A 20,041-nucleotide genomic window follows, 5' to 3' on the forward strand; every position below is an offset into this window, starting at 1 on the left:
GTTCAGCAAACCGAACGCCCGTCAGATCAGAGTGTAGGCGTCATGTTGACAACATGGCGTCGTTCTTTTGGTACCACATTGATGTAATGTGTGACATACGCAAAATATAATCCGGCATAATTTTCGACAAGCTCGATAAAGGCCGGATAAATCGACATCCGGCCATCGCCGCGATCTTTAAGATAACCTGCCTCCTGCGCCGATTTGATAATCCGTTTAACATGAATACGCGAAACGAAAAATTCTTTTGCCAGCGTACTGGCTGAATACGCTATTATGGCACCATGTGCTGTTTTGTTTTTGATGGCCTGCAAATAGAGATAGAGCATAATCATTCGGCCACCATCCTTATCAATAAATAAACCCACCTCCGGAAGCACTTTCCTGAATGTTAATCCGCGGAAAAGGTACTCTGCGGCGCGCCGGAAAAAGTTGTGCCTCAGAATATCATTGTCCAGAAGGTTAGCATTTATATTGAATGTCGGAAAAAGAATGCTAACAGGCGTAAACGCCCCGGACATATAGCGTTTCAGCTCATCCAGTCCTTTTTCCGTTGGTGCGATTTTTGTTTTTCGGCGATCTTCGGTACAGCGCCAGGTCTTAATTCGCCCGGTGGTCTTAAGTATGGTGATAATCGCGATAACACTGTTAGGGCTGGCGATATTATAGCGGGTACACAGTGCCTTTATCTCTGAAACTGACTCAGCCTGATTACCAAAAACAAAACAACACATGGACAGTATTATGTTGAAGCGTGATTCCTGAAGCATCGTTTTATAGAACAAGGGTTGTTTTTTATAAATGGCATCATTAATTCTGTAGTGCTCTGTTATAGCTTCACCAAATCGCGGGTTGTTTTTAATAACATCCCTTCGATGTAGCAAAGCCCTGGATGAAATGTGATTATCCATAGCATTTTCTCTTTTTGTCTGGGCCGATAAGATGAAGTGTCTGGTCTTCTTTTTCGGAATTTTCATTATACCTTGTGAAGTGCATATTTACTGTCGTTATATGAAAAGAAAGTAATATTTATGCTGCATATGGATGAGTGGGTTGATTAACGCAAAGATGTTCCTGTGCATAACATTGATAACGGTTTATTAACCAAATGGGGTGCGGTAAAATTATTCAATGCGACAAAGAATATTGGCTTTAATCACATTTGGGAATGATATTTACATTCTCAGGAGCAGGTTATGTCTCAAAACTTACCTTTTATGCAAGGTACTTGCTACAAGCAACGATTCGTTATTTCAGCCTGCGGTTTCACCTTCGAGGGGTATAGCCTGCTTCTGAAGTCTCGTGGCGTAAACGCCACGCGGCTCCATTTTGAAGAGGATGAAGTTTGCTCAGGTGATGTGAAAAAAATGATGCAAAATCAACAACCTGAAGTTTCTGTTTTTCTTGGTCGCGACGTGACTGCCTTTCTTGAAAGCCTGAAACGGTTGGTCTCGGTTCTGAATGCACTGCCGGTTATTTGTAGCGTGACCCTGTATGGTGCAATACCAGAAAGGTGGCTTTATGCCACGCTGAAAAGTCTCGTTAATAATACCAGATCGTTGTCGAGGATCAGGGTGGCGAATATTTCAGAGGTGATGAATTGTGTAGAGAATATTTCTGATGTACATGCCGATTCGTCACGTTTATTGCGTGAAGGACCTGAGAAAGAAGGTAAGGAAAGCCTGCATGGTTTATCAAAACGTGAATTAACCGTATTGCTGAATTTTTATCGAGGTATTTCGATAAAAGAGCAGTCAGCGAGGTTAGGTTTGTCAGATAAAACCATTTATACTCATCGTAAAGTGGGGTTGGGTAAATTATATCTTATCAGAGTGTGGTTTAGCGATGCACGTGTCTTAAGGGATGAGGTCTGTGCAGTAAAGAACAAAGCGCAGGGGTTTTCGGAAGCAGAAATAAATATATTGCAGGCGTTACATAAGCGGGAAATCTTTGCGGCTTATCAAATTATTACCGATGGCGATAAAAAAGGTGTGGGCTTTGAAATTCTGCTGCGCTGGCATAAAAACGGTCAGGTCCTGAAACCAGGCCAATTTCTGGATGGGATAAAAAATGGCGAAATTTGGCTCAAGCTGACGGCGTTAGTCATTCACGCGGCCGTGTCAGGTATCAACAGATACAATGGGAAATATTATTTTTCGGTTAATATTCCTCCTCAACTGGCTGCCGGGAACGCGCTGCCGGGAATGGCGAAAAAAGCCGTTGAAATGTTACTGAAGCCGCAGTGGGCCGGGAAACTTGTCTTTGAATTAGCTGAAACCATTGATGTAACAAAGGATCCAAATATTCCTGTCACTCTCCAGCGTTTACGCGCCGAGGGATGCCGGCTGTTTCTGGATGATTGCTTTTCCAGACATTACGCTATGTTACCCATCCGACAGATTAATTTTGATGGACTGAAGCTTGACCGCGATATAGTCGAGCACTTTGTTGCTAACGACAATGACAATAGCATTATTAAAGCGATACAGATATACAGCGACATGACGGGAAGGGAATGCGTTGCGGAAGGCGTCGATAGCGAAGAAAAATTTGAAAAACTTGTCGCATTAGGGGTTAAGCGCTTCCAGGGATATTATCTTTCCCGGGCGGTTAAAGAAGATGAGCTGGATCGAATGGTACGGCTATTTAGTTAATGGCTTCACTATACTGGTGGTACGACAGACTTAACTCTTCGACCACCAGCAAAAACAGTCACTCACCAGGGCAATAATCTGTTATCAGATATCATCGCGCGTAAAACCGACAACAATTTCAAGCGTGTTTCGAATGACATCGCAGGCTTCGGGCTCCTCGGTAATTTCGAGGGCGTGAATCAGTTGCAGGATAATCTCTTTATTTGAGAGATTGTCACCGGTCAGCATAATACAGCGTATTGCCGAGCCCAACACTTCAACCTCACCACTGAGATGCTTTCCAGCATTAAGAAAATGTTCCGCCAGTTCTTTATCGTGCAGGGCTTCAAAATTATACGTCTGCTGCATAATCGCTTTACTCATGGTGGTCACCGTTTCGGTTAAAATTAGTGTTTCTTGTCTGGGGTCAGAAGCGTGTTGTGAGTAAAGAGAGAGCGCATGCGCCCAATTTCATAATCGCCCATCACTCTTCCCCGGTCGTGCGATACGCCGGTTACACGCTGGCGCACTTCATCTTCAGCGGCAATCAATGCATTTTTACGTTCATCATTTGATTCAACGTTAGCCATCGCCCGCAGGCGACCAGCAAGAGACGCAAAGGTAATAGGTCCGTTCTCTTTCAGTATGGATAATACGGCCTCACCGATAAGGTCATCCTTAAGTCGTTCAAATTTAGTTCTATGCATAGCTTCAATCTCACTCTGCTACACGCAGGAGGCTGTAGCATGGGGTTAGTCATCGCATTCAGGAGCTCTATTCTCACTCAGCATGACTAACTTAGTAAGTTAAAAAAACAGTGTTCAGGTTAACGCTCGAAGAAGAGGGCTATCAGACCGTTATAGTGCGCTTTCTCAACGTCAGACGTTGACTCTTCGATTCTGCGCAACAGCTTTGTACAGATTGTCATTCTGCTCAGTTGTACATTTTCTTTGATGATCTCACTGACGATAGCACCAAGGGTTTCCTGCTGTGTTGGGACGTTATCCTTGTTAAAATACAAGGTGATAGCGCTTTCTGCTGTAGAGGGAGCATGGTTGCGACGCATAATTTTCCACCGTTAACAAACAATTTTGTAACATCAGTGGCATTGAATTTATACTATTCGATCAAATCTGTACATTAAAATTGTACAACTTTTCACGTGGATCGTGTTTTTGTCAGGAAAACTATCAACTATAGGGGGGGAAAGAGCAGGAAAGAGGGGAAAAGGAAAGGCCCCGAAGGGCCTGAAATTATTTACGTCCCAGCAGAAGTCCCAGAACGATACCTACCGCACCCGCAGCGATTAAGCCCGTTAAGGGATTGTTTCTGACGGCTTCAGTGACATCCGAGACGGCATCACTGGCCTGGGCAGCATATTTTTTCGCTGCACCTTTCACCTGGTGTTTAGGGGAATCAACGAATTCACCAAACTGCTGCTGCGCAGAGCCGGATAATTCATCAAGTTTGTTTTTGGCTTTATCGCCAGCGTACTGTGCATTTTTATCAGTGTCGAAATCAGACATTCCAGCCTCCTTTTGTTGGTAGTCTAAGGATAGACGCTGATTGCAGGAGTGAGCGAGAATTCGCTGAAATCGACGGCAGATTGCCCCTTTTTAGGACATGTCTTTCTTACATGACCACCATAAAGTCCAAAAAATGTCGTTCTCTACGCAGCGCGAAGAGACTGTTTCTGCCGTGCGTGAGTGCGAAAGGTAACGTAATAGCCAAGGGATGCGGCCAGGCACAGCATATAGCCGAATGATTCCGAACCTTCCTCCACGGCGTTTTTCACGACACGCATATAGCCATGCTCAAGGATGTCGTGCCACAGCACCTGCATTCCAAAGAGGCGGGAGAAGACCAGTACAGCCAGCAGGCCGCTCAACAGAATGCCGTACCAGGGGGATTGGGTATATTTTGCCAGCTGTTCCAGGGTAGCGCGAAAATGCATAACGGGGCGAATTAACGCCAGCAGAGCCGTAATCAGCGCGAACCACACCCAACTCCCATGAGAAATGAGATCAAAAAGCGCGTCCAGTTCACGAATTAGCATTGTCAGGAAAAATCCGCCCACCAGAATATTACAGTAACGCATGGATTCGTCCATTTTCGCCAGACGAAAATGGAGAAAGACAATAGTCGCTAATACCGTTTCCTGCATAATTTCGGTCAGTGATAATTCCGGAATATCATGGCCGACAAACCGCATATCAACCCAAAGACACAGTACGATAAGTGCGCAAGCGGCCGCCGCGCCAACGAAGAATAAAAAGCTCTTTAGTACAATCATTAACACCACCATTTTGTTTGTAGCGAATATGTTAGGTGACGAGAATGTTATTTCTGTTCACATTGTGCCATATAAGTGCGGATTTTTAACATTTTGAGCTAATTAGGGTTGGTCACGACGAGACGAAAGCGTAAATATCGTCAGCCTCGTCTGTGCTGTTTAGGCGGGCGCTGTCATTACGGAGGGTGCCTTCAGGCAACGGGATGTCAGGGTATTGAGGGACCAGCGAGAGGTGGAAAACACAGCTGCGGAACTATCTTGTCGATATTTTCTTAAGAACGTACTCTGATAGAGAAAGCGTTCAGTTCCACAAAAAATGCTGTTTCTCCACCCTGGCAATTATTTTTCTTCTGTGTACTCACCTTTTGATTTCAGTTTATCTCTAACAAGGTTGGCGCAACTGGTTGCATTCTGTAAACTCTGATCGTTTACAATAGAGGACCGAGATTTTAAAACTTCGTTGTAAGCATCTTTAACTTTCGGACTGACTGTTGCAGCATAACTATCTGGCGGGAAGTCACCCAAAGGTTCTTTGTCACCGCTTAAGGCCTTAGCGCAAGCATTATTAATTTGGTCATCAATGCTTAATTGATTTGCGTTAGCAGATAACGAAAAAGATAAAACCAAAGAGGCGAGAACAATTCTTTTCATACTTAGTCATTCCTTAATGATGAAGCGTTGTGATCCGAATTCAATTTGTAAAACCCAATTGTGATAGTAATATTTATCAAAGTGTATAGAAATTCTATTAGATAAACCGGATCCGAACCAGTTTCAGCAATGTTTTCTGTCCGAACATGCTGTATCCGACTTATTTTGTTTACTACAGGCTAAATGTTATCAAAGATAAATATATCCAACATGTATTAGTCTATTCTTTTTCGTATTCTTATGACACCTACATTCTTTAGTGGGGGGTAGTGTGCTTGCACAAGTCTTTAAAAGTAGGATTTTTAAGGGAGAATGACGTTGTATGTCTTCATCTGTACCACACCTGCATTACACTTAATAACAAGAACGACCAACACGTTAATTTTAAAGGAGCAGTGCATGTCTGCCATGGATTTATCCAATCTACTTTTCGCTCATGACGCACCTGATTGCCCACTTCTGGTATATCAGCGAGTCACCAATATTAACTCCAGACGCTGATTTTTCACATTACCTACGGCTCTACTTAAAACCCACACTAAACTTCATGTTTACATAAAATCGTATTAACAGATACAATACCCCCCTATAGTATCAGGAGGGCGTATGCCGCATTCACCCGAAGATAAAAAACGTATTCTGACCCGCGTCCGCCGCATTCGGGGCCAGGTTGATGCCCTTGAACGCGCCCTGGAATCGGGCGATCCCTGTCTCGCCATTTTGCAGCAAATTGCCGCCGTGCGCGGCGCTGCCAATGGCCTGATGGGTGAAATGGTCGAAATTCACCTCAAAGATGAGCTGGTGACGGGGGAGACCACCCCGGATCAGCGGGCAGTGCGGATGGCGGAAGTCGGCCATTTACTGCGCTCTTATCTAAAATAAACCCACACACCTCACAACAAGGGAAAGACATCATGAAATCTCGCGCAGCTGTCGCGTTCGGCCCAGGCCAGCCGCTGAAAATCGTTGAAATTGATGTTGCTCCGCCGAAGAAAGGCGAAGTGCTGATCAAAATTACCCACACCGGCGTTTGCCATACCGATGCGTTTACCCTGTCTGGTGACGATCCGGAAGGCGTATTCCCGGCGGTGCTCGGCCACGAAGGGGGCGGTGTGGTGGTGGAAGTGGGTGAAGGCGTCACCAGCCTGAAGCCCGGCGACCATGTGATCCCGCTCTACACCGCAGAGTGCGGCGAGTGTAAGTTCTGCAAATCCGGCAAAACTAACCTCTGCCAGGCCGTGCGCGCCACGCAGGGCAAAGGACTTATGCCGGACGGCACCACCCGTTTCTCCTATAACGGCGAGCCCATTTATCACTACATGGGTACCAGCACCTTCAGCGAATACACGGTGTGCGCCGAGATCTCACTGGCGAAAGTGAATCCGCAGGCCCCGCTGGATAAAGTCTGTCTGCTCGGCTGCGGTGTCACCACCGGTATCGGCGCGGTGCATAATACGGCGAAAGTGAAAGAAGGGGACACCGTGGCGGTGTTCGGCCTGGGCGGGATCGGTCTGGCGGTTATCCAGGGCGCGGTACAGGCGAAAGCTGGGCGTATCATTGCTGTGGATACCAACCCGGAGAAATTTAAGCTCGCAGGTGAGATGGGGGCGACCGACTTTATCAACCCGAAAGACTACGACAAACCGGTTCAGGACGTGATCGTTGAGCTGACCGATGGCGGCGTGGACTTTAGCTTCGAATGTATCGGCAACGTCAACGTAATGCGCTCAGCGCTGGAGTGCTGCCACAAAGGCTGGGGCGAGAGCATCATTATCGGTGTGGCCGGCGCGGGTCAGGAGATCAAAACCCGTCCCTTCCAGCTGGTGACAGGGCGCGTATGGCGCGGGTCAGCATTTGGCGGCGTGAAAGGCCGTACTCAGCTGCCGGGCATGGTTGAAGATGCGATGGTCGGTAAAATTCAGCTTGATCCGTTCATTACGCACCGCCTGCCGCTGGAGCAGATCAACGAAGCCTTCGATCTGATGCACGAAGGAAAATCCATTCGCACCGTTATCCATTTCGGCGACAACTGATTATTCTGCCAGCGGTTTTTTCCGCTGGCATTTCTTCCCTGATCTTCTCTAAAGTGTGACCTGTCCGGCGCTTTTAGACGTAATTTAATTCCCTGGCGTGCCGATGACTCTTTTACAGGCGTGTTATTACGCATCTTACCTATAAGAGAGTCGACGGTCATGGACAACACAACATCGATGCAGGCGCAGCCTAAGCTGAGTTTCTTGCATCACATCCGGCTGGTTCCGCTGTTTTCCTCCATTCTCGGTGGCATTATTCTCCTGTTTGCATTGAGCTCAGGTCTGGCAGGCTATTTCCTGCTCCAGGCCGATAACGATCAGCAGGATGTCACGGCAGAAATCCAGGTGCGCACCGGTCTGTCAAACAGTTCCAACCATTTACGCACCGCCCGTATCAACATGATCCACGCGGGGGCGGCGAGCCGTATCGCGGAGATGGAGGCGATGAAACAAAACATCGCTGAGGCTGAGATCCGCATCAGGCAGTCGCAGGATGGATTTGCCGCCTATATGAAGCGCACCGTTCGTACCCCGGCTGATGAAGCGCTGGATGGCGATCTGAAAGCCCGCTATGACGCCTACATCGCCGGTATGCAGCCGATGCTGAAATATGCCAAAAATGGCATGTTTGAAGCCATTATTAACCACGAAAATGAGACCGCGCGTCCGCTGGACGATGCCTATAACGCGGTGCTGCTGAAGGCGATAAAAATCCGCACCGAACGCGCCAACGCGCTGACGGCACAGGCTCACACCCGCACCCGGCTGGGGCTGATGTTTATGTTCGGCGCGTTTGGCCTTGCGCTGGCGCTGGCGGTGATCACCTTTGTGGTGCTGCGCCGTACGGTGATAAACCCGCTCCAGCGAGCCGCTACGCGTATCGAAAATATCGCAAAAGGCGATTTGACCATGCCGGACGAACCGACCGGACGCAGCGAAATTGGCCGCCTGACGCGCGATCTGCAAACGATGCAGCACGCGCTGGTGACAACCGTGGGCACCGTGCGGCAAGGGGCGGAGGAGATCTACCGTGGAACCAGCGAGATCTCCGCGGGTAACACCGATCTCTCTTCCCGTACCGAGCAGCAGGCGGCGGCGATTGAACAGACGGCGGCCAGCATGGAGCAGCTCACCGCGACGGTGAAACAGAACGCCGATAACGCGCATCATGCGAGTAAACTGGCAGAAGATGCCTCCGGTAAGGCCAGCCGCGGGGGGCAGATGGTCTCCGGCGTGGTGAAAACCATGGGTAATATTTCCACCAGCTCGAAGAAGATCTCTGAAATTACCGCCGTGATTAACAGTATCGCGTTCCAGACCAATATTCTGGCGCTCAACGCGGCGGTCGAGGCGGCGCGTGCGGGTGAACAGGGACGCGGCTTTGCGGTCGTGGCGAGTGAAGTCCGCACCCTGGCAAGCCGCAGCGCGAATGCGGCGAAAGAGATTGAAAGCCTGATTAATGAATCTGTGTCGCTTATCGATCAGGGTTCCGGGGAAGTGGTTGCGGCGGGCAATACCATGAATGAGATCGTCGAGGCGGTTAAACGCGTCACCGATATTATGCTGGAGATTGCAGCGGCGTCCGATGAGCAGAGCCGCGGCATTGTTCAGGTGAGCCAGGCGATTTCCGAGATGGACAAGGTGACGCAGCAGAATGCCTCGCTGGTGGAAGAAGCTTCTGCGGCGGCGGCCTCGCTGGAAGAGCAGGGCGCACGTCTGACGGAGGCCGTTGGCGCGTTTCGTCTCAACGGGGCGCGCGCAGAACGGACTTCAGCCGCTGCAACCGCAGCGAAACCCGCGCCTTTAACCCCGGCGGCGGCCGTCTCCGGTGATAACTGGGAAACGTTCTGAGTAAGACAGACCCGCCCTCGCGGCGGGTTCTGCGTTTAGGGTCAGAGAGGCATTGATTTACGAATGGCGCTTAACAGCGTTTGGGCGCCTTCAGAGAGCGGGGCATCTACCCGCGTCAGGATCCCAATCGGTTCTCCCGCGCCGGGCGATGTTACCGGCAGCGCCGTAAGCACGCCGCGTCGCAGATCGTCCTTCACCGCGCCGGACGGCACAAACCACACGTAGTCGTAATCCACCGTAAGCTGGCGCGACAGCGACGCCGAAAGCGTTTCAATACACCCGGAAGGCAGCGTGCAGCCCTGCATTTGCAGCAACGCTTCCGCATTCTGACGCGGAACGGTTCCTTTTGGTGAGACCACCACCGGCCACTCCATCACGCGGCTCAGGGTCACGGTGTCCTGCAACAGGGGATGATTCGGACGCACGACCAGCTTCAGCGATTCCAGGAACAGCAGCTCGTAATTCAGGCCGCTCATCAGTTCCGGATCGGACATCCGCCCAATGCCCAGATCCAGCTCGCCTGACTTCAGGCCCGCCAGCAGCATGGTATTATTCATGGTCGCGACCTGAAGCGTGGCGTGCTTTTGCTGACGATGGAACTGGCCGATCGCCGCAGGCAGTATACCCAGCGCCGCCGTTGGCAGCGCGCCCACGCGCACGATGTCGCAGGCCGACACCTCTTTACGGTTGAGCGCCTGACCGGCGGTATTGAGGGCATCGAGAACTTTAACGGCATGCGTCAGGAACTGTTCACCCACGAGAGTAAGCTGAGCGCCCAGACGGCCGCGATCGAACAGGCGGGTTCCGGTAAGCTGTTCCAGTTCGTTCAGCGTTTTGGATAGTGCAGGCTGACTGAGGTTAAGGGTTTCAGCCGCTCGCCCCAGCGTTCCCTGTTGAGCGACGGCCACAAAAGTATGCAAATGGCGCAAGCGTATGCGCTGACTGAACAGACCATTTTTTTCCATAGGCGATGTTAAAAACAGAGCGACGCGGGTGACAAGTTAAGATGTTTGAATTTGATAACCTGATAGCAAAATATTTTTAACATTTGATCTATTTGAGTTACAACCGTTTTTCGAAAATGCCCACGCTTTGACCACTCGTCTGCCTGGATCACAATTCGTAAATTCTTCCCAACGAAAGGAACGGGCTTCTCTACACTCCAGGTAGTATTCACTGGAGGCATGACATCATGGCGAACACCATCACGGCTGATGATATTCGGGAACACTTTTCGCAGGCTATGTCGGCGATGTACCAGCAGGAAGTTCCGCAGTACGGCACCTTGCTGGAACTGGTGGCGGACGTTAACCTGGCGGTTCTGGAAAATAACCCACTTTTACATGAACAACTGGCAAACGCAGACGAACTGGCGCGCCTGAATGTTGAACGTCACGGTGCGATCCGCGTTGGCACCGCGCAGGAGCTTTTCACCCTGCGCCGGATCTTCGCCATTATGGGCATGTACCCGGTCAGCTATTACGATCTCTCCCAGGCGGGCGTGCCCGTCCACTCGACGGCGTTTCGTCCGACAGACGATGCGGCGCTCTGCCGTAATCCGTTTCGCATTTTTACCTCGCTGCTGCGCCTTGAGCTGATTGAAAACGTTGCGCTGCGCGAAAGGGCGGCGGAGATCCTCTCCCGGCGCAACATCTTTACGCCGCGCTGCCTGGAACTGATCGACCTGCATGATACGCAGGGACACTTTACTGAGGCACAGGCGCGCGAATTTGTGCAGGAAGCCCTGGAAACCTTCCGCTGGCATCGCCATGCGACGGTCGATCAGGAAACCTATCTGGCGCTGAGCAACGAACATCGCCTGATTGCCGACGTGGTCTGTTTCCCGGGGTGCCATATCAACCATCTCACGCCGCGCACGCTGGATATCGACCGGGTGCAGGAGCTAATGCCGAAGTACGGCATTGAGCCGAAAATTCTGATTGAAGGCCCGCCGCGCCGCGAGGTGCCGATCCTCCTGCGCCAGACCAGCTTTAAGGCGCTGGAGGAGCCGGTGCTTTTCGCGGGAGAACACAAGGGCACCCATACCGCGCGTTTCGGTGAGATTGAGCAGCGCGGCGTGGCCCTTACGCCGAAAGGGCGCGAGCTGTACGACAGTCTGTTAAATCAGGCCGGGACCGGCAAAGACAACCTGACCCACCAGCTTCACCTGCGCGAGATCTTCAGCGCCTTCCCGGACAGTGAAATGTTCCTGCGCCGTCAGCGGCTGGCTTATTTCCGCTACCGTCTGACCCCGACAGGTGAGGCGCATCGCCACGCATTTCGTCCCGGGGACGATCCGCAGCCGCTGATCGAACGGGGCTGGGTTGTGGCACAGCCCATCACCTACGAGGATTTTCTGCCCGTCAGTGCGGCGGGGATCTTCCAGTCGAATCTTGGCAATGAAACGCAGGCGCGCAGCCACGGCAATGCCAGCCGCAATGCCTTCGAAGCCGCGCTCGGCTGTGCGGTGTACGACGAGTTTTCGCTTTACGAGGAGGCGGAAGCGCGCAGCAAACAGCGTTGCGGTTTGCTCTGAAACCGTTACTCTGCAAGGGTGTGATGGAAAAAGAAGGTTGGTATGGAAAATCCCTCCGCCCCTGTGGTTGAAACGCGCCAGGGCGCACTGATTGGTTTTACTGAAGGCGATACCCACGTGTGGTGCGGCATTCCCTATGCAGCACCGCCCGTAGGCCAGTGGCGCTGGCGCTCCCCGCGTCCCCCCGCGCGCTGGGATGGCGTGCGTCCGGCGACGGCGTTCTCCGCCTCCAGCTGGCAGAGCAGCGAAAGCTGTCAGGAGCTGGGTGGCGGCGATCCCGGCCAGTTCTCTGAAGACTGCCTCTACCTTAACGTCTGGTCGCCGATCGCACGCGCCGCGCCGCTTCCGGTGATGGTCTGGCTGCACGGCGGGGGCTTTACCCTCGGCGCTGGCGGGCTGCCTCCGTATAACGGCAGGGCGCTGGCGAAGCGCGGCGCGGTGGTGGTGACAATTAATTACCGTCTCGGGCACCTCGGCTTTTTTGCCCATCCGGCGCTGGAGGGGGAAGAAGAGCGCGTGGTGCATAACTTTGCGTTGCTCGATCAGATCCAGGCCCTGGAATGGGTGCGCGATAACATCGCCGCGTTCGGCGGCGATCCTGAGAACATCACCGTATTTGGCGAGTCGGCCGGCGCGCGCAGCGTGCTGTCGCTGATGGCCTCCCCGCTTGCGCGAGGACTGTTCCATAAAGCCATTGTGCAAAGCGGGTACACGCTGCCGGACACGCCACGCGAGCAGGCCATGCATAAAGGCGAAGCGATTGCCGCCCATTTCGGCCTGCAAAATGCCACCGCTGAACAGCTTCGCGCGATCCCGCCTGAGGCGTTCTGGCCGCTGACCTCGCCGCTGAATATCGCCCCTGCGCCCATCGTGGGGGATTGCGTTTTGCCTGAGGCCATGCTCGACGTTTTCTTCGCGGCCCGCCAGCATCCTGTACCGGTGATGATTGGGTCAAACAGCGACGAAGCCAGCGTGATGTCGGTGTTCGGGGTCGATCTGGCCGGGCAGATCCAGAAGCTTCGCCGCGAGCGGCGCTTTGGCCTGGGGCTGATTAAGCTGCTTTATCCTGGCGTGAAGGGCGATGAGGAACTTGGCAGGCAGGTATGCCGCGACATGGCCTTCACCACCATGGGATACGTGGTGATGCAGGCGCAGCAGCGGGCGGGCGGCCTGTGCTGGCGATACTGGTTTGATTATGTGGCTGAAGCGGAGCACGCGACGTACATCAACGGCGCCTGGCACGGCAACGAAGTGCCCTACGTGTTCGATACCCTTGGACAGGTGGAACCCTCGCGGCAGTATGTAAATGAACGCGATCTGGCCTTCGCCGCTCAGGTGGCGGACTACTGGGTGAGCTTCGCCCGGGATGCGGGGGCACGCGATAGCCTGGCAGGGCCCACGCGCTGGCCCGCCTGCCGGAAAGGGCGGGACGTGCTGTTACGTATTGGTGTGAATAAACATGCAGGTTTTCGGCTTGAAAACCGCTTTATGCGTGCCCGTATGAGCCTCTTCAAACGGGTGATGAAACACCACGTCAGCCTCGACTGAGCAGACAGGCGCGAAACGCATCCAGTCCGTTTTCCGGGCCGGGTGCGTCGCGTAATACCAGCCGATAGCTCGCCCCCGTCTTTATGCTTGTGTCAAAAGGCCGCATCAGCCGTCCGGCGCGCACGTCCTCCTCCACCAGTGTTTCATCCGCGATGGCGATGCCCAGCCCCTGAATGGCGGCGGTAATGGCCAGATCCATGGTTTCGAAGTGTTGATTTTTGAGCATAGCTGGCGGCGGACCCGGCTGTTTCGCCAGCCACAGCGTCCAGTCCGTTTTGTCCCGCGTGGGGTGAAGGAAGGTGAGAGTTTCCAGCGCAGAACCGGCCCGTACCGGGCTCATCACCGGGGTTAAGGCCTCTTCGAACAGCAGATCGCCGGCGCTCATGTGTGTCCCAAACACAATCGCCGCGTCACAGGATTCGGTTTTGAAATTGACGTTATGATCGGTGGTGGTGGTCAGCGCAATCTGGAGTTCCGGCTGTTCGCGCTCCACCTGTAGCAGCCGCGGCACCAGCCAGCGCATCGCGCAGGTAGGCGCTTTCAGACGAATAACGGTCTGGTGCGTTCGTGCCTGTTCAGCAACGTTCAGCAGGTGCTCAAACGCAGATTGCAGCTCCGGCAGCAGGGCGCTTCCCTGAGAGGAGAGACGCAGGCCGCGCGCATGGCGCTCGAACAGCGGGAAGCCGAACCAGCTTTCCAGCGAAGCGATTTTGCGGCTTACCGCCCCCTGCGTCAGACAAAGCTCCCTGGCGGCATGGGTTAGATTCAGGTGACGCGCGGTCACGATGAACGTCTCTACGGCATTGAGCGGAAATGAACGACGCGACATATCTCACCTTAGCTATGCGTTTTTGTCATGGCTATTATGACAACAATTCGATTGTCCCGGCAATGAAGTTGTTGTTTGAATAGTTATGCATTCACCACGAGAAGGGACAGAGGATGACTTTGAAAACGCCGGTGCAGACACGATCCAAATTGCCCGATGTGGGAACCACCATTTTTACCGTTATCGGCCAGCTTTCAGCCCGGCATAACGCCATCAACCTTTCTCAGGGTGCGCCGAATTTTTCCTGCGACCCAAAACTTATCACCGGCGTGACCCGCGCCATGGAGGCAGGGCATAACCAGTACGCCTCCATGACCGGGCTGCAACCGCTCAGGGAGCGCATTGCGGACAAAATTGCCACGCTCTATGGCACACGCTATGACCCCGCGAGTGAGGTGCTGGTGACCGCCAGCGCCAGCGAAGGGCTTTACTCAGCCATCAGCGGGCTGGTTCATCCTGGGGATGAGGTGATCTATTTCGAGCCTTCCTTTGACAGCTATGCGCCGATTGTGCGTCTGCAAGGGGCGACGCCGATCGCCATTAAGCTGACGGTACCGGATTTTGCCGTGAACTGGGATGAAGTACGGGCGGCTATTACCCCGCGCACGCGGATGATCATCGTCAATACGCCGCACAACCCGAGCGGGCAGGTGTTTTCAGCCGCCGATCTGCACCAGCTGGCAGCGCTGACGCGCCACACCGACATCATCATTTTGTCTGACGAAGTGTACGAGCACGTCGTTTTTGATGGCGAACCGCACCACGGAATGGCGACGCACCCGCAGCTGGCGGAGCGCAGCGTGATTATTTCTTCTTTCGGAAAAACCTATCACGTCACCGGCTGGCGCGTGGGTTATTGTGTGGCACCCGCGGAGCTGATGGATGAGATATGTAAAGTCCATCAATTTTTAATGTTCTCGGCCGATACGCCGATGCAGTACGCGTTTGCCGAACACATGACCGATCCGCAAACCTGGCTGTCGCTGGCGGCGTTTTATCAGCGCAAGCGCGATCTGCTGCAAAGTTTGCTCGCCGACTCACCGTTCAGGCTGCTACCAAGTGCCGGTTCGTTCTTCCTGCTGGCGGATTACAGCGGCTTTAGCGACGAGCGCGACAGCGAGATGGTGAAAAGGCTGATTGTCGAGTACGGGGTTGCCACCATTCCGCTGTCGGCGTTTTATGCCGATGGCACGGACAATAAACTGATCCGTCTCTCTTTTGCGAAGGATGAGGCGACGTTACGGGCAGGTGCCCAGGCCCTTTGTCGGGTTACACCACGTTAAGGAATTTGAGATGAAATTACGCGCGTTAGTTGTCGGCATGGGACTGCTGTGTTCAATCTCGTCGTTTGCCGCTACCGAGTTGCGATACGGGCTGGAAGCGGAATATCCGCCGTTTGAAAGCCGCAATGCGTCAGGCGAGCTGGAAGGGTTTGACGTAGAGCTGGGAAATGCCATCTGTAAAGCCGCCGCGCTGAAGTGCATCTGGGTTGAAACCTCGTTTGATGCGTTGATCCCCGGTCTGGTGGCGAAAAAGTTCGACGCCATAAACTCGGCGATGAACATCACCGAACAGCGTCGCAAAAGCATTGATTTCACCCAGCCCATCTATCGCATTCCCTCCCAGCTGGTGGGCAAAGCCGGTTCTGCGGTAGAGGCTACCCCCGAAGGGCTGAAGGGCAAAACCATCGGCGTTCTTCAGGGTTCAATTCAGGAAACTTACGCCAAAGAGCACTGGGAAAAGCACGGTGTCACCGTGGTGTCTTATAAAGATCAGAATATGGCCTGGGGAGATCTGCTGAATGGCCGCATCGATGCCTCGCTGGTCATGTCAGCGGCCGGGCAGGCAGGTTTCCTCAGTAAGCCGCAGGGTAAAGGGTTTGGCTTTATCGGCAAACCGGTGTCGGACGACACCATCCTCGGCAGTGGGATCGGCTTTGGGCTGCGTAAGGGGGATGAGGCCACCAAAAAGCAGCTTGATGCCGCAATTGATAAAGTACGTGCCGACGGCACGATCGCTAAACTGGCTGATAAGTACTTCCCGGGTATCGATGTCAGCGTAAAATAACCGCCTCGTTGGTCCCGGCTGTTGATGTCCAGCCGGGACACTTTTATACATAACTTTACCCCTTTTTCAGGCCGTTCTGGTCGACAGAAAATATTTCTCGGTTTGTTCAGATAATCACCCGCCAACAATTGGATTCTTAACCGTTTTTGTTTAGGCTGTGCGTTCTTTCTTGCCGTCATTTCGCTGCGCGCGAAACTCATTCACACGACCATAAGGACGTTTTCTCAGGCATGAATCGCAGACGTTTTCTCAAAGGTTCCCTGGCAATGGCTGCCCTGAGCGGCACTTCTGGCCTTGCTTCTCTGTTTTCCCAGGCGGCGTATGCTGCTGACTCCGACATTGCCGACGGTCAGAGCCGTCGCTTTGACTTCTCTGTTCTGCAATCCATGGCGCACGATCTGGCGAAAACCGCGTGGGGCGGTGCGCCGCGTCCGCTGCCGGAAACGCTGGCCACCATGACGCCGCAGGCGTACAACGCCATCCGTTACGATGAGAAGCAGTCGTTGTGGAATAACATTGAAGGCCGTCAGCTGGACGCCCAGTTCTTCCATATGGGGATGGGGTTCCGCCGCCGCGTGCGCATGTTCTCGCTGGATCAAACCACCTCTCAGGCGCGTGAGATCCACTTCCGGCCTGAGCTGTTCAGCTACGGCGATACGGGCGTGAATACCCGCCAGCTTGAAGGGCAGAGCGACCTCGGCTTCGCCGGATTCCGCGTCTTTAAAGCGCCGGAGCTGGCGCGACGCGATATCGTTTCGTTCCTGGGCGCGAGCTACTTCCGCGCGGTGGATGATACCTACCAGTACGGCCTCTCTGCGCGTGGTCTGGCGGTGGATACCTTTACCGACACCCCGGAAGAGTTCCCGGATTTCACCTCCTTCTGGTTTGAAACCGTGAAGCCGGGTGATACCACCTTTACCGTCTATGCGCTGCTGGACAGCCCGAGCATTACCGGTGCCTATAAGTTTGTGATCCACTGTGAGAAGAGCCAGGTGATCATGGACGTCGAAAACCATCTCTATGCGCGCAAAGACATCAAGCAGCTCGGCATCTCGCCAATGACCAGCATGTTTAGCTGCGGCAACAACGAACGCCGCATGTGCGACACCATTCATCCGCAGATCCACGATTCAGACCGCCTGGCGATGTGGCGCGGTAACGGGGAGTGGATCTGCCGGCCGCTGAACAACCCGCAAAAGCTGCAATTTAACGCCTACCTGGATAAAAACCCGAAGGGTTTTGGTTTGTTGCAGCTTGACCGTGACTTCTCCCATTACCAGGACGTCATGGGCTGGTATAACAAGCGACCAAGCCTGTGGGTCGAGCCGCGCAACAACTGGGGGAAAGGTTCCATTGCCCTGATGGAGATCCCGACAACCGGCGAGACGCTCGATAACGTGGTCTGCTTCTGGCAGCCAGAGAAACCGGTGCAGGCGGGTGATGAGCTGGACTTCAAATACCGTCTCTACTGGAGCGCACAGCCGCCGGTGCGTTCCCCGCTGGCAAACGTCTACGCCACCCGTACCGGTATGGGAGGCTTCCCGGAGGGTTGGGCGCCGGGTGAAAATTACCCGAAAGTGTGGGCCCGTCGCTTTGCCATTGATTTCGTCGGGGGCGATCTGAAGGCCGCCGCACCGAAGGGCATTGAGCCGGTGATCACCCTGTCCAGCGGTGAAGCGAAGCAGGTGGAGATACTCTATGTCGAACCGTTCGACGGGTATCGCATTCTGTTTGACTGGTATCCAACCTCTGACTCCACCGAGCCGGTGGATATGCGCCTGTTCCTGCGCTGTCAGGGCGATGCCATCAGCGAGACCTGGCTGTACCAGTACTTCCCGCCCGCGCCGGACAAACGTAACTACGTTGACGACCGGATCATGCGCTAGTCCTAATGGGTTTGTGCCGGGTGGCGACCCGGCCTGCTCCGGACGCATTTGTAGGCCGGGTAAGCGTTAGCGCCACCCGGCAATTAAGAGGCACCATGTCTTCAGAAATCATCCCCGTTAACCAGGAAATCGAGCTTCGCGCCGTCGAAGAGCGCTATACCACCGATCTGCATAACCTCGTAATCAAAAACAAAACCTGGCTGCAAACCGCCTTTGACTGGGCGCAGCATGTCGGCAGCGAAGAGGACACGCGCCGCAACGTGCAGAGCAACCAGATGTTGCACCAGCGCGGTTACGCCAAAATGTTCCTGATTTTTATGAATGACGAATTGGTGGGCGTGCTCTCCTTCAACGCGATCGAGCCTGCGAATAAGGCCGGGTATATCGGCTACTGGCTTGACGAGGCGCATCAGGGGCAGGGTATTCTTTCTCAGGCGCTCCAGGCGTTTATGCGCTATTACGTTGAGCGCGGCGAGATCCGCCGTTTTGTGATCAAGTGTCGCGTGGATAACCAGAGCAGTAACCGGGTGGCGCAGCGCAACGGTTTCACGCTGGAAGGTTGTTTGCGGGAAGCGGAAATGCTCAACGGTCGCTACGATGACGTGAACCTGTACGCCAGAATCTTCCCGCTATAGCGCCCCCAGCAGCGGCGTCCGGGTGATCCGCGTGTCGCCGTTGATCACTTTGGCTCCCCGGACGTGAATGCTTTCACCCTCCAGCGCCTCGATAACCGCATCGTCCGTTATTTCCACCTGATGCTCAATCAGGACATCGCCGCTGATACGCGCCCGCCCCTGAATGACCACTTTGTCATCAATCAGGATCGGCCCGCCGCGTAACCACGCCTCGCCGCCTATTAATACGTGGTGTTTAATGACGCAGTTGCCTTCGACGAGGGCGTTTTCCGCGACCTGTGAACTGTACCGCACGGTCGGGATGGCATCATCCTCCAGACCGGCCAGCAGACGGGCGTTGCCGTACACTTTGGCGCAGTCGCACACCCAGACGTTATTCAGCGCGTTGCCCTCAAGAATGGCGCGATCGAACACCTCGGCGCGGTGCTCAACAAAGGCCCAGGTCACCATGGCATCGCCGTAGATTTGTGCCTGATGCACAATACGCGACTGGCTGACCGTGGCTCGGTCATAGATTTGCAGGATCTGCTCACGGTCGGGTGTCAGCCCTTTGGCTGCAATCACCAGGCTGTTATGCAGCACCCGCGCGTCACCCGCGATACGGCATTCCCCGCGTACGGTGGAGTGCTGAATGGTGACGTTGTCACTTATTACCGCCCCGTGACTCACCTCTGCGGCGTCAAGCCAGCTGTTGCCGCCAATGTCTGCGTGGTGGCTTACGATGCAGGGTTGGGTGAGGCGGGCGTTACCGGATATCCTGGCCCCGGCAAACACCACGCTGTTTTCATCGTAAACCCAGCAATCCCCATCCTGGGCGAGCGCGTGTTCATCCTCAACCCAACCGCCTTTAGTCCCGCGGGTCACATCGTTAAAATCCTTCACGGCAATAATTTGTCTGAGAGGCGTTGTGCACGGCGTTGAGCCGTCCTGCCAGCGCCAGAGACGCGTTTCATTGCTAAGCCGATATTTTGTCATCGTGTTATCCCTGAAAAGCCTTTCAATAAACGTAGCAAAGTTTTGGTTTTTCGAAGTGCTGGCGTCCACTCAGGAAACCCTTAAAATGGCATTTAAAATACATT

The 20,041-nt window shown here is 53.7% G+C and carries 20 protein-coding genes; 10 read left to right on the top strand and 10 right to left on the bottom strand.

The features are described 5' to 3' along the window. Window positions 1-26: 26 nt before the first annotated feature. The gene (locus tag L379_RS12160; protein ID WP_032655601.1) at window positions 27-911 is read right to left on the bottom strand and encodes a hypothetical protein; all 885 of its coding nucleotides are present in this window, start codon (window positions 909-911) and stop codon (window positions 27-29) included. 285 nt (window positions 912-1,196) lie between these two features. On the opposite strand from L379_RS12160, the gene L379_RS12155 reads away from it, so the two are divergent. Continuing rightward, complete coding sequence (locus L379_RS12155; protein ID WP_032653518.1) at window positions 1,197-2,654, top strand: EAL domain-containing protein; 1,458 nt, start codon at window positions 1,197-1,199, stop codon at window positions 2,652-2,654. Between the two features lie 84 nt (window positions 2,655-2,738). Here L379_RS12155 and L379_RS12150 read toward each other — a convergent pair whose 3' ends face one another. The 6 genes from L379_RS12150 to L379_RS12125 form a co-directional block, all read right to left on the bottom strand. Further along, window positions 2,739-3,017 carry a biofilm development regulator YmgB/AriR family protein gene (locus L379_RS12150; protein ID WP_017384011.1) on the bottom strand — a complete coding sequence of 93 codons (279 nt, stop codon included), beginning with the start codon at window positions 3,015-3,017 and terminating at the stop codon, window positions 2,739-2,741. 23 nt (window positions 3,018-3,040) lie between these two features. After that, a complete protein-coding gene (locus L379_RS12145) occupies window positions 3,041-3,340 on the bottom strand; it encodes a hypothetical protein (protein ID WP_032653519.1) in 300 nt (99 codons plus the stop codon). A 119-nt stretch (window positions 3,341-3,459) separates the two neighbouring features. Next, window positions 3,460-3,699, bottom strand: coding sequence for a regulatory protein YcgZ (gene ycgZ / locus L379_RS12140; protein WP_003857265.1), 240 nt, complete (start codon window positions 3,697-3,699; stop codon window positions 3,460-3,462). A 187-nt stretch (window positions 3,700-3,886) separates the two neighbouring features. Beyond that, on the bottom strand, window positions 3,887-4,159 hold the full coding sequence (locus L379_RS12135) for an ElaB/YgaM/YqjD family protein (protein WP_003857263.1): 273 nt from the start codon (window positions 4,157-4,159) through the stop codon (window positions 3,887-3,889). Between the two features lie 143 nt (window positions 4,160-4,302). Then, entirely contained in the window at window positions 4,303-4,926 is a 624-nt protein-coding gene (locus tag L379_RS12130; RefSeq protein WP_032104107.1) for a hypothetical protein, read from the bottom strand. A 339-nt stretch (window positions 4,927-5,265) separates the two neighbouring features. Next, window positions 5,266-5,577, bottom strand: coding sequence for a hypothetical protein (locus L379_RS12125; RefSeq protein ID WP_017693451.1), 312 nt, complete (start codon window positions 5,575-5,577; stop codon window positions 5,266-5,268). Between the two features lie 606 nt (window positions 5,578-6,183). Between L379_RS12125 and L379_RS12120 the strand changes: the two genes are divergently transcribed. The 3 genes from L379_RS12120 to L379_RS12110 all read left to right on the top strand — a co-directional run bounded on the left by L379_RS12120 (window position 6,184) and on the right by L379_RS12110 (window position 9,461). Continuing rightward, window positions 6,184-6,459, top strand: coding sequence for a metal/formaldehyde-sensitive transcriptional repressor (locus L379_RS12120; protein WP_003857256.1), 276 nt, complete (start codon window positions 6,184-6,186; stop codon window positions 6,457-6,459). Between the two features lie 32 nt (window positions 6,460-6,491). Next, window positions 6,492-7,610 carry an S-(hydroxymethyl)glutathione dehydrogenase/class III alcohol dehydrogenase gene (locus L379_RS12115; protein ID WP_017693450.1) on the top strand — a complete coding sequence of 373 codons (1,119 nt, stop codon included), beginning with the start codon at window positions 6,492-6,494 and terminating at the stop codon, window positions 7,608-7,610. Between the two features lie 159 nt (window positions 7,611-7,769). Further along, the gene (locus L379_RS12110) at window positions 7,770-9,461 is read left to right on the top strand and encodes a methyl-accepting chemotaxis protein (RefSeq protein WP_032104104.1); all 1,692 of its coding nucleotides are present in this window, start codon (window positions 7,770-7,772) and stop codon (window positions 9,459-9,461) included. Window positions 9,462-9,502: 41 nt separating this feature from the next. Here the strand turns inward: L379_RS12110 and L379_RS12105 are convergent, their stop codons facing one another. Further along, window positions 9,503-10,426 carry a LysR substrate-binding domain-containing protein gene (locus L379_RS12105; protein ID WP_032104103.1) on the bottom strand — a complete coding sequence of 308 codons (924 nt, stop codon included), beginning with the start codon at window positions 10,424-10,426 and terminating at the stop codon, window positions 9,503-9,505. 227 nt (window positions 10,427-10,653) lie between these two features. Here L379_RS12105 and L379_RS12100 point away from each other — a divergent pair, with 227 nt between their 5' ends. Continuing rightward, a complete protein-coding gene (locus L379_RS12100; protein ID WP_032653522.1) occupies window positions 10,654-11,997 on the top strand; it encodes a 2-oxoadipate dioxygenase/decarboxylase HglS in 1,344 nt (447 codons plus the stop codon). 42 nt (window positions 11,998-12,039) lie between these two features. Beyond that, window positions 12,040-13,545 carry a carboxylesterase/lipase family protein gene (locus L379_RS12095; RefSeq protein ID WP_032653524.1) on the top strand — a complete coding sequence of 502 codons (1,506 nt, stop codon included), beginning with the start codon at window positions 12,040-12,042 and terminating at the stop codon, window positions 13,543-13,545. Here the strand turns inward: L379_RS12095 and L379_RS12090 are convergent. Then, on the bottom strand, window positions 13,532-14,374 hold the full coding sequence (locus L379_RS12090) for a LysR family transcriptional regulator (protein WP_015570561.1): 843 nt from the start codon (window positions 14,372-14,374) through the stop codon (window positions 13,532-13,534). The genes L379_RS12095 and L379_RS12090 overlap by 14 nt on opposite strands. Window positions 14,375-14,487: 113 nt before the next feature. Between L379_RS12090 and L379_RS12085 the strand changes: the two genes are divergently transcribed. From L379_RS12085 to rimL, 4 genes are all read left to right on the top strand, one after another. Beyond that, a complete protein-coding gene (locus tag L379_RS12085) occupies window positions 14,488-15,657 on the top strand; it encodes a pyridoxal phosphate-dependent aminotransferase (RefSeq protein ID WP_017384002.1) in 1,170 nt (389 codons plus the stop codon). A gap of 10 nt (window positions 15,658-15,667) precedes the next feature. Continuing rightward, window positions 15,668-16,441 carry an ABC transporter substrate-binding protein gene (locus L379_RS12080; RefSeq protein ID WP_032653525.1) on the top strand — a complete coding sequence of 258 codons (774 nt, stop codon included), beginning with the start codon at window positions 15,668-15,670 and terminating at the stop codon, window positions 16,439-16,441. 230 nt (window positions 16,442-16,671) lie between these two features. Then, window positions 16,672-18,327 (top strand): glucan biosynthesis protein D, encoded by a 1,656-nt coding sequence (locus L379_RS12075; RefSeq protein WP_032653527.1) that lies wholly within the window; start codon window positions 16,672-16,674, stop codon window positions 18,325-18,327. 95 nt (window positions 18,328-18,422) lie between these two features. Beyond that, window positions 18,423-18,962: a 50S ribosomal protein L7/L12-serine acetyltransferase gene (gene rimL, locus L379_RS12070; RefSeq protein ID WP_032653529.1), complete on the top strand. Its 540-nt coding sequence runs from the start codon at window positions 18,423-18,425 to the stop codon at window positions 18,960-18,962. Here rimL and ydcK read toward each other — a convergent pair. Then, entirely contained in the window at window positions 18,957-19,937 is a 981-nt protein-coding gene (ydcK, locus tag L379_RS12065) for a YdcK family protein (RefSeq protein WP_023303715.1), read from the bottom strand. The genes rimL and ydcK overlap by 6 nt on opposite strands. Window positions 19,938-20,041: the final 104 nt, after the last annotated feature.

Source organism: Enterobacter sp. MGH 33, assembly GCF_000534535.1.
GTDB lineage: Bacteria > Pseudomonadota > Gammaproteobacteria > Enterobacterales > Enterobacteriaceae > Enterobacter > Enterobacter hormaechei_C.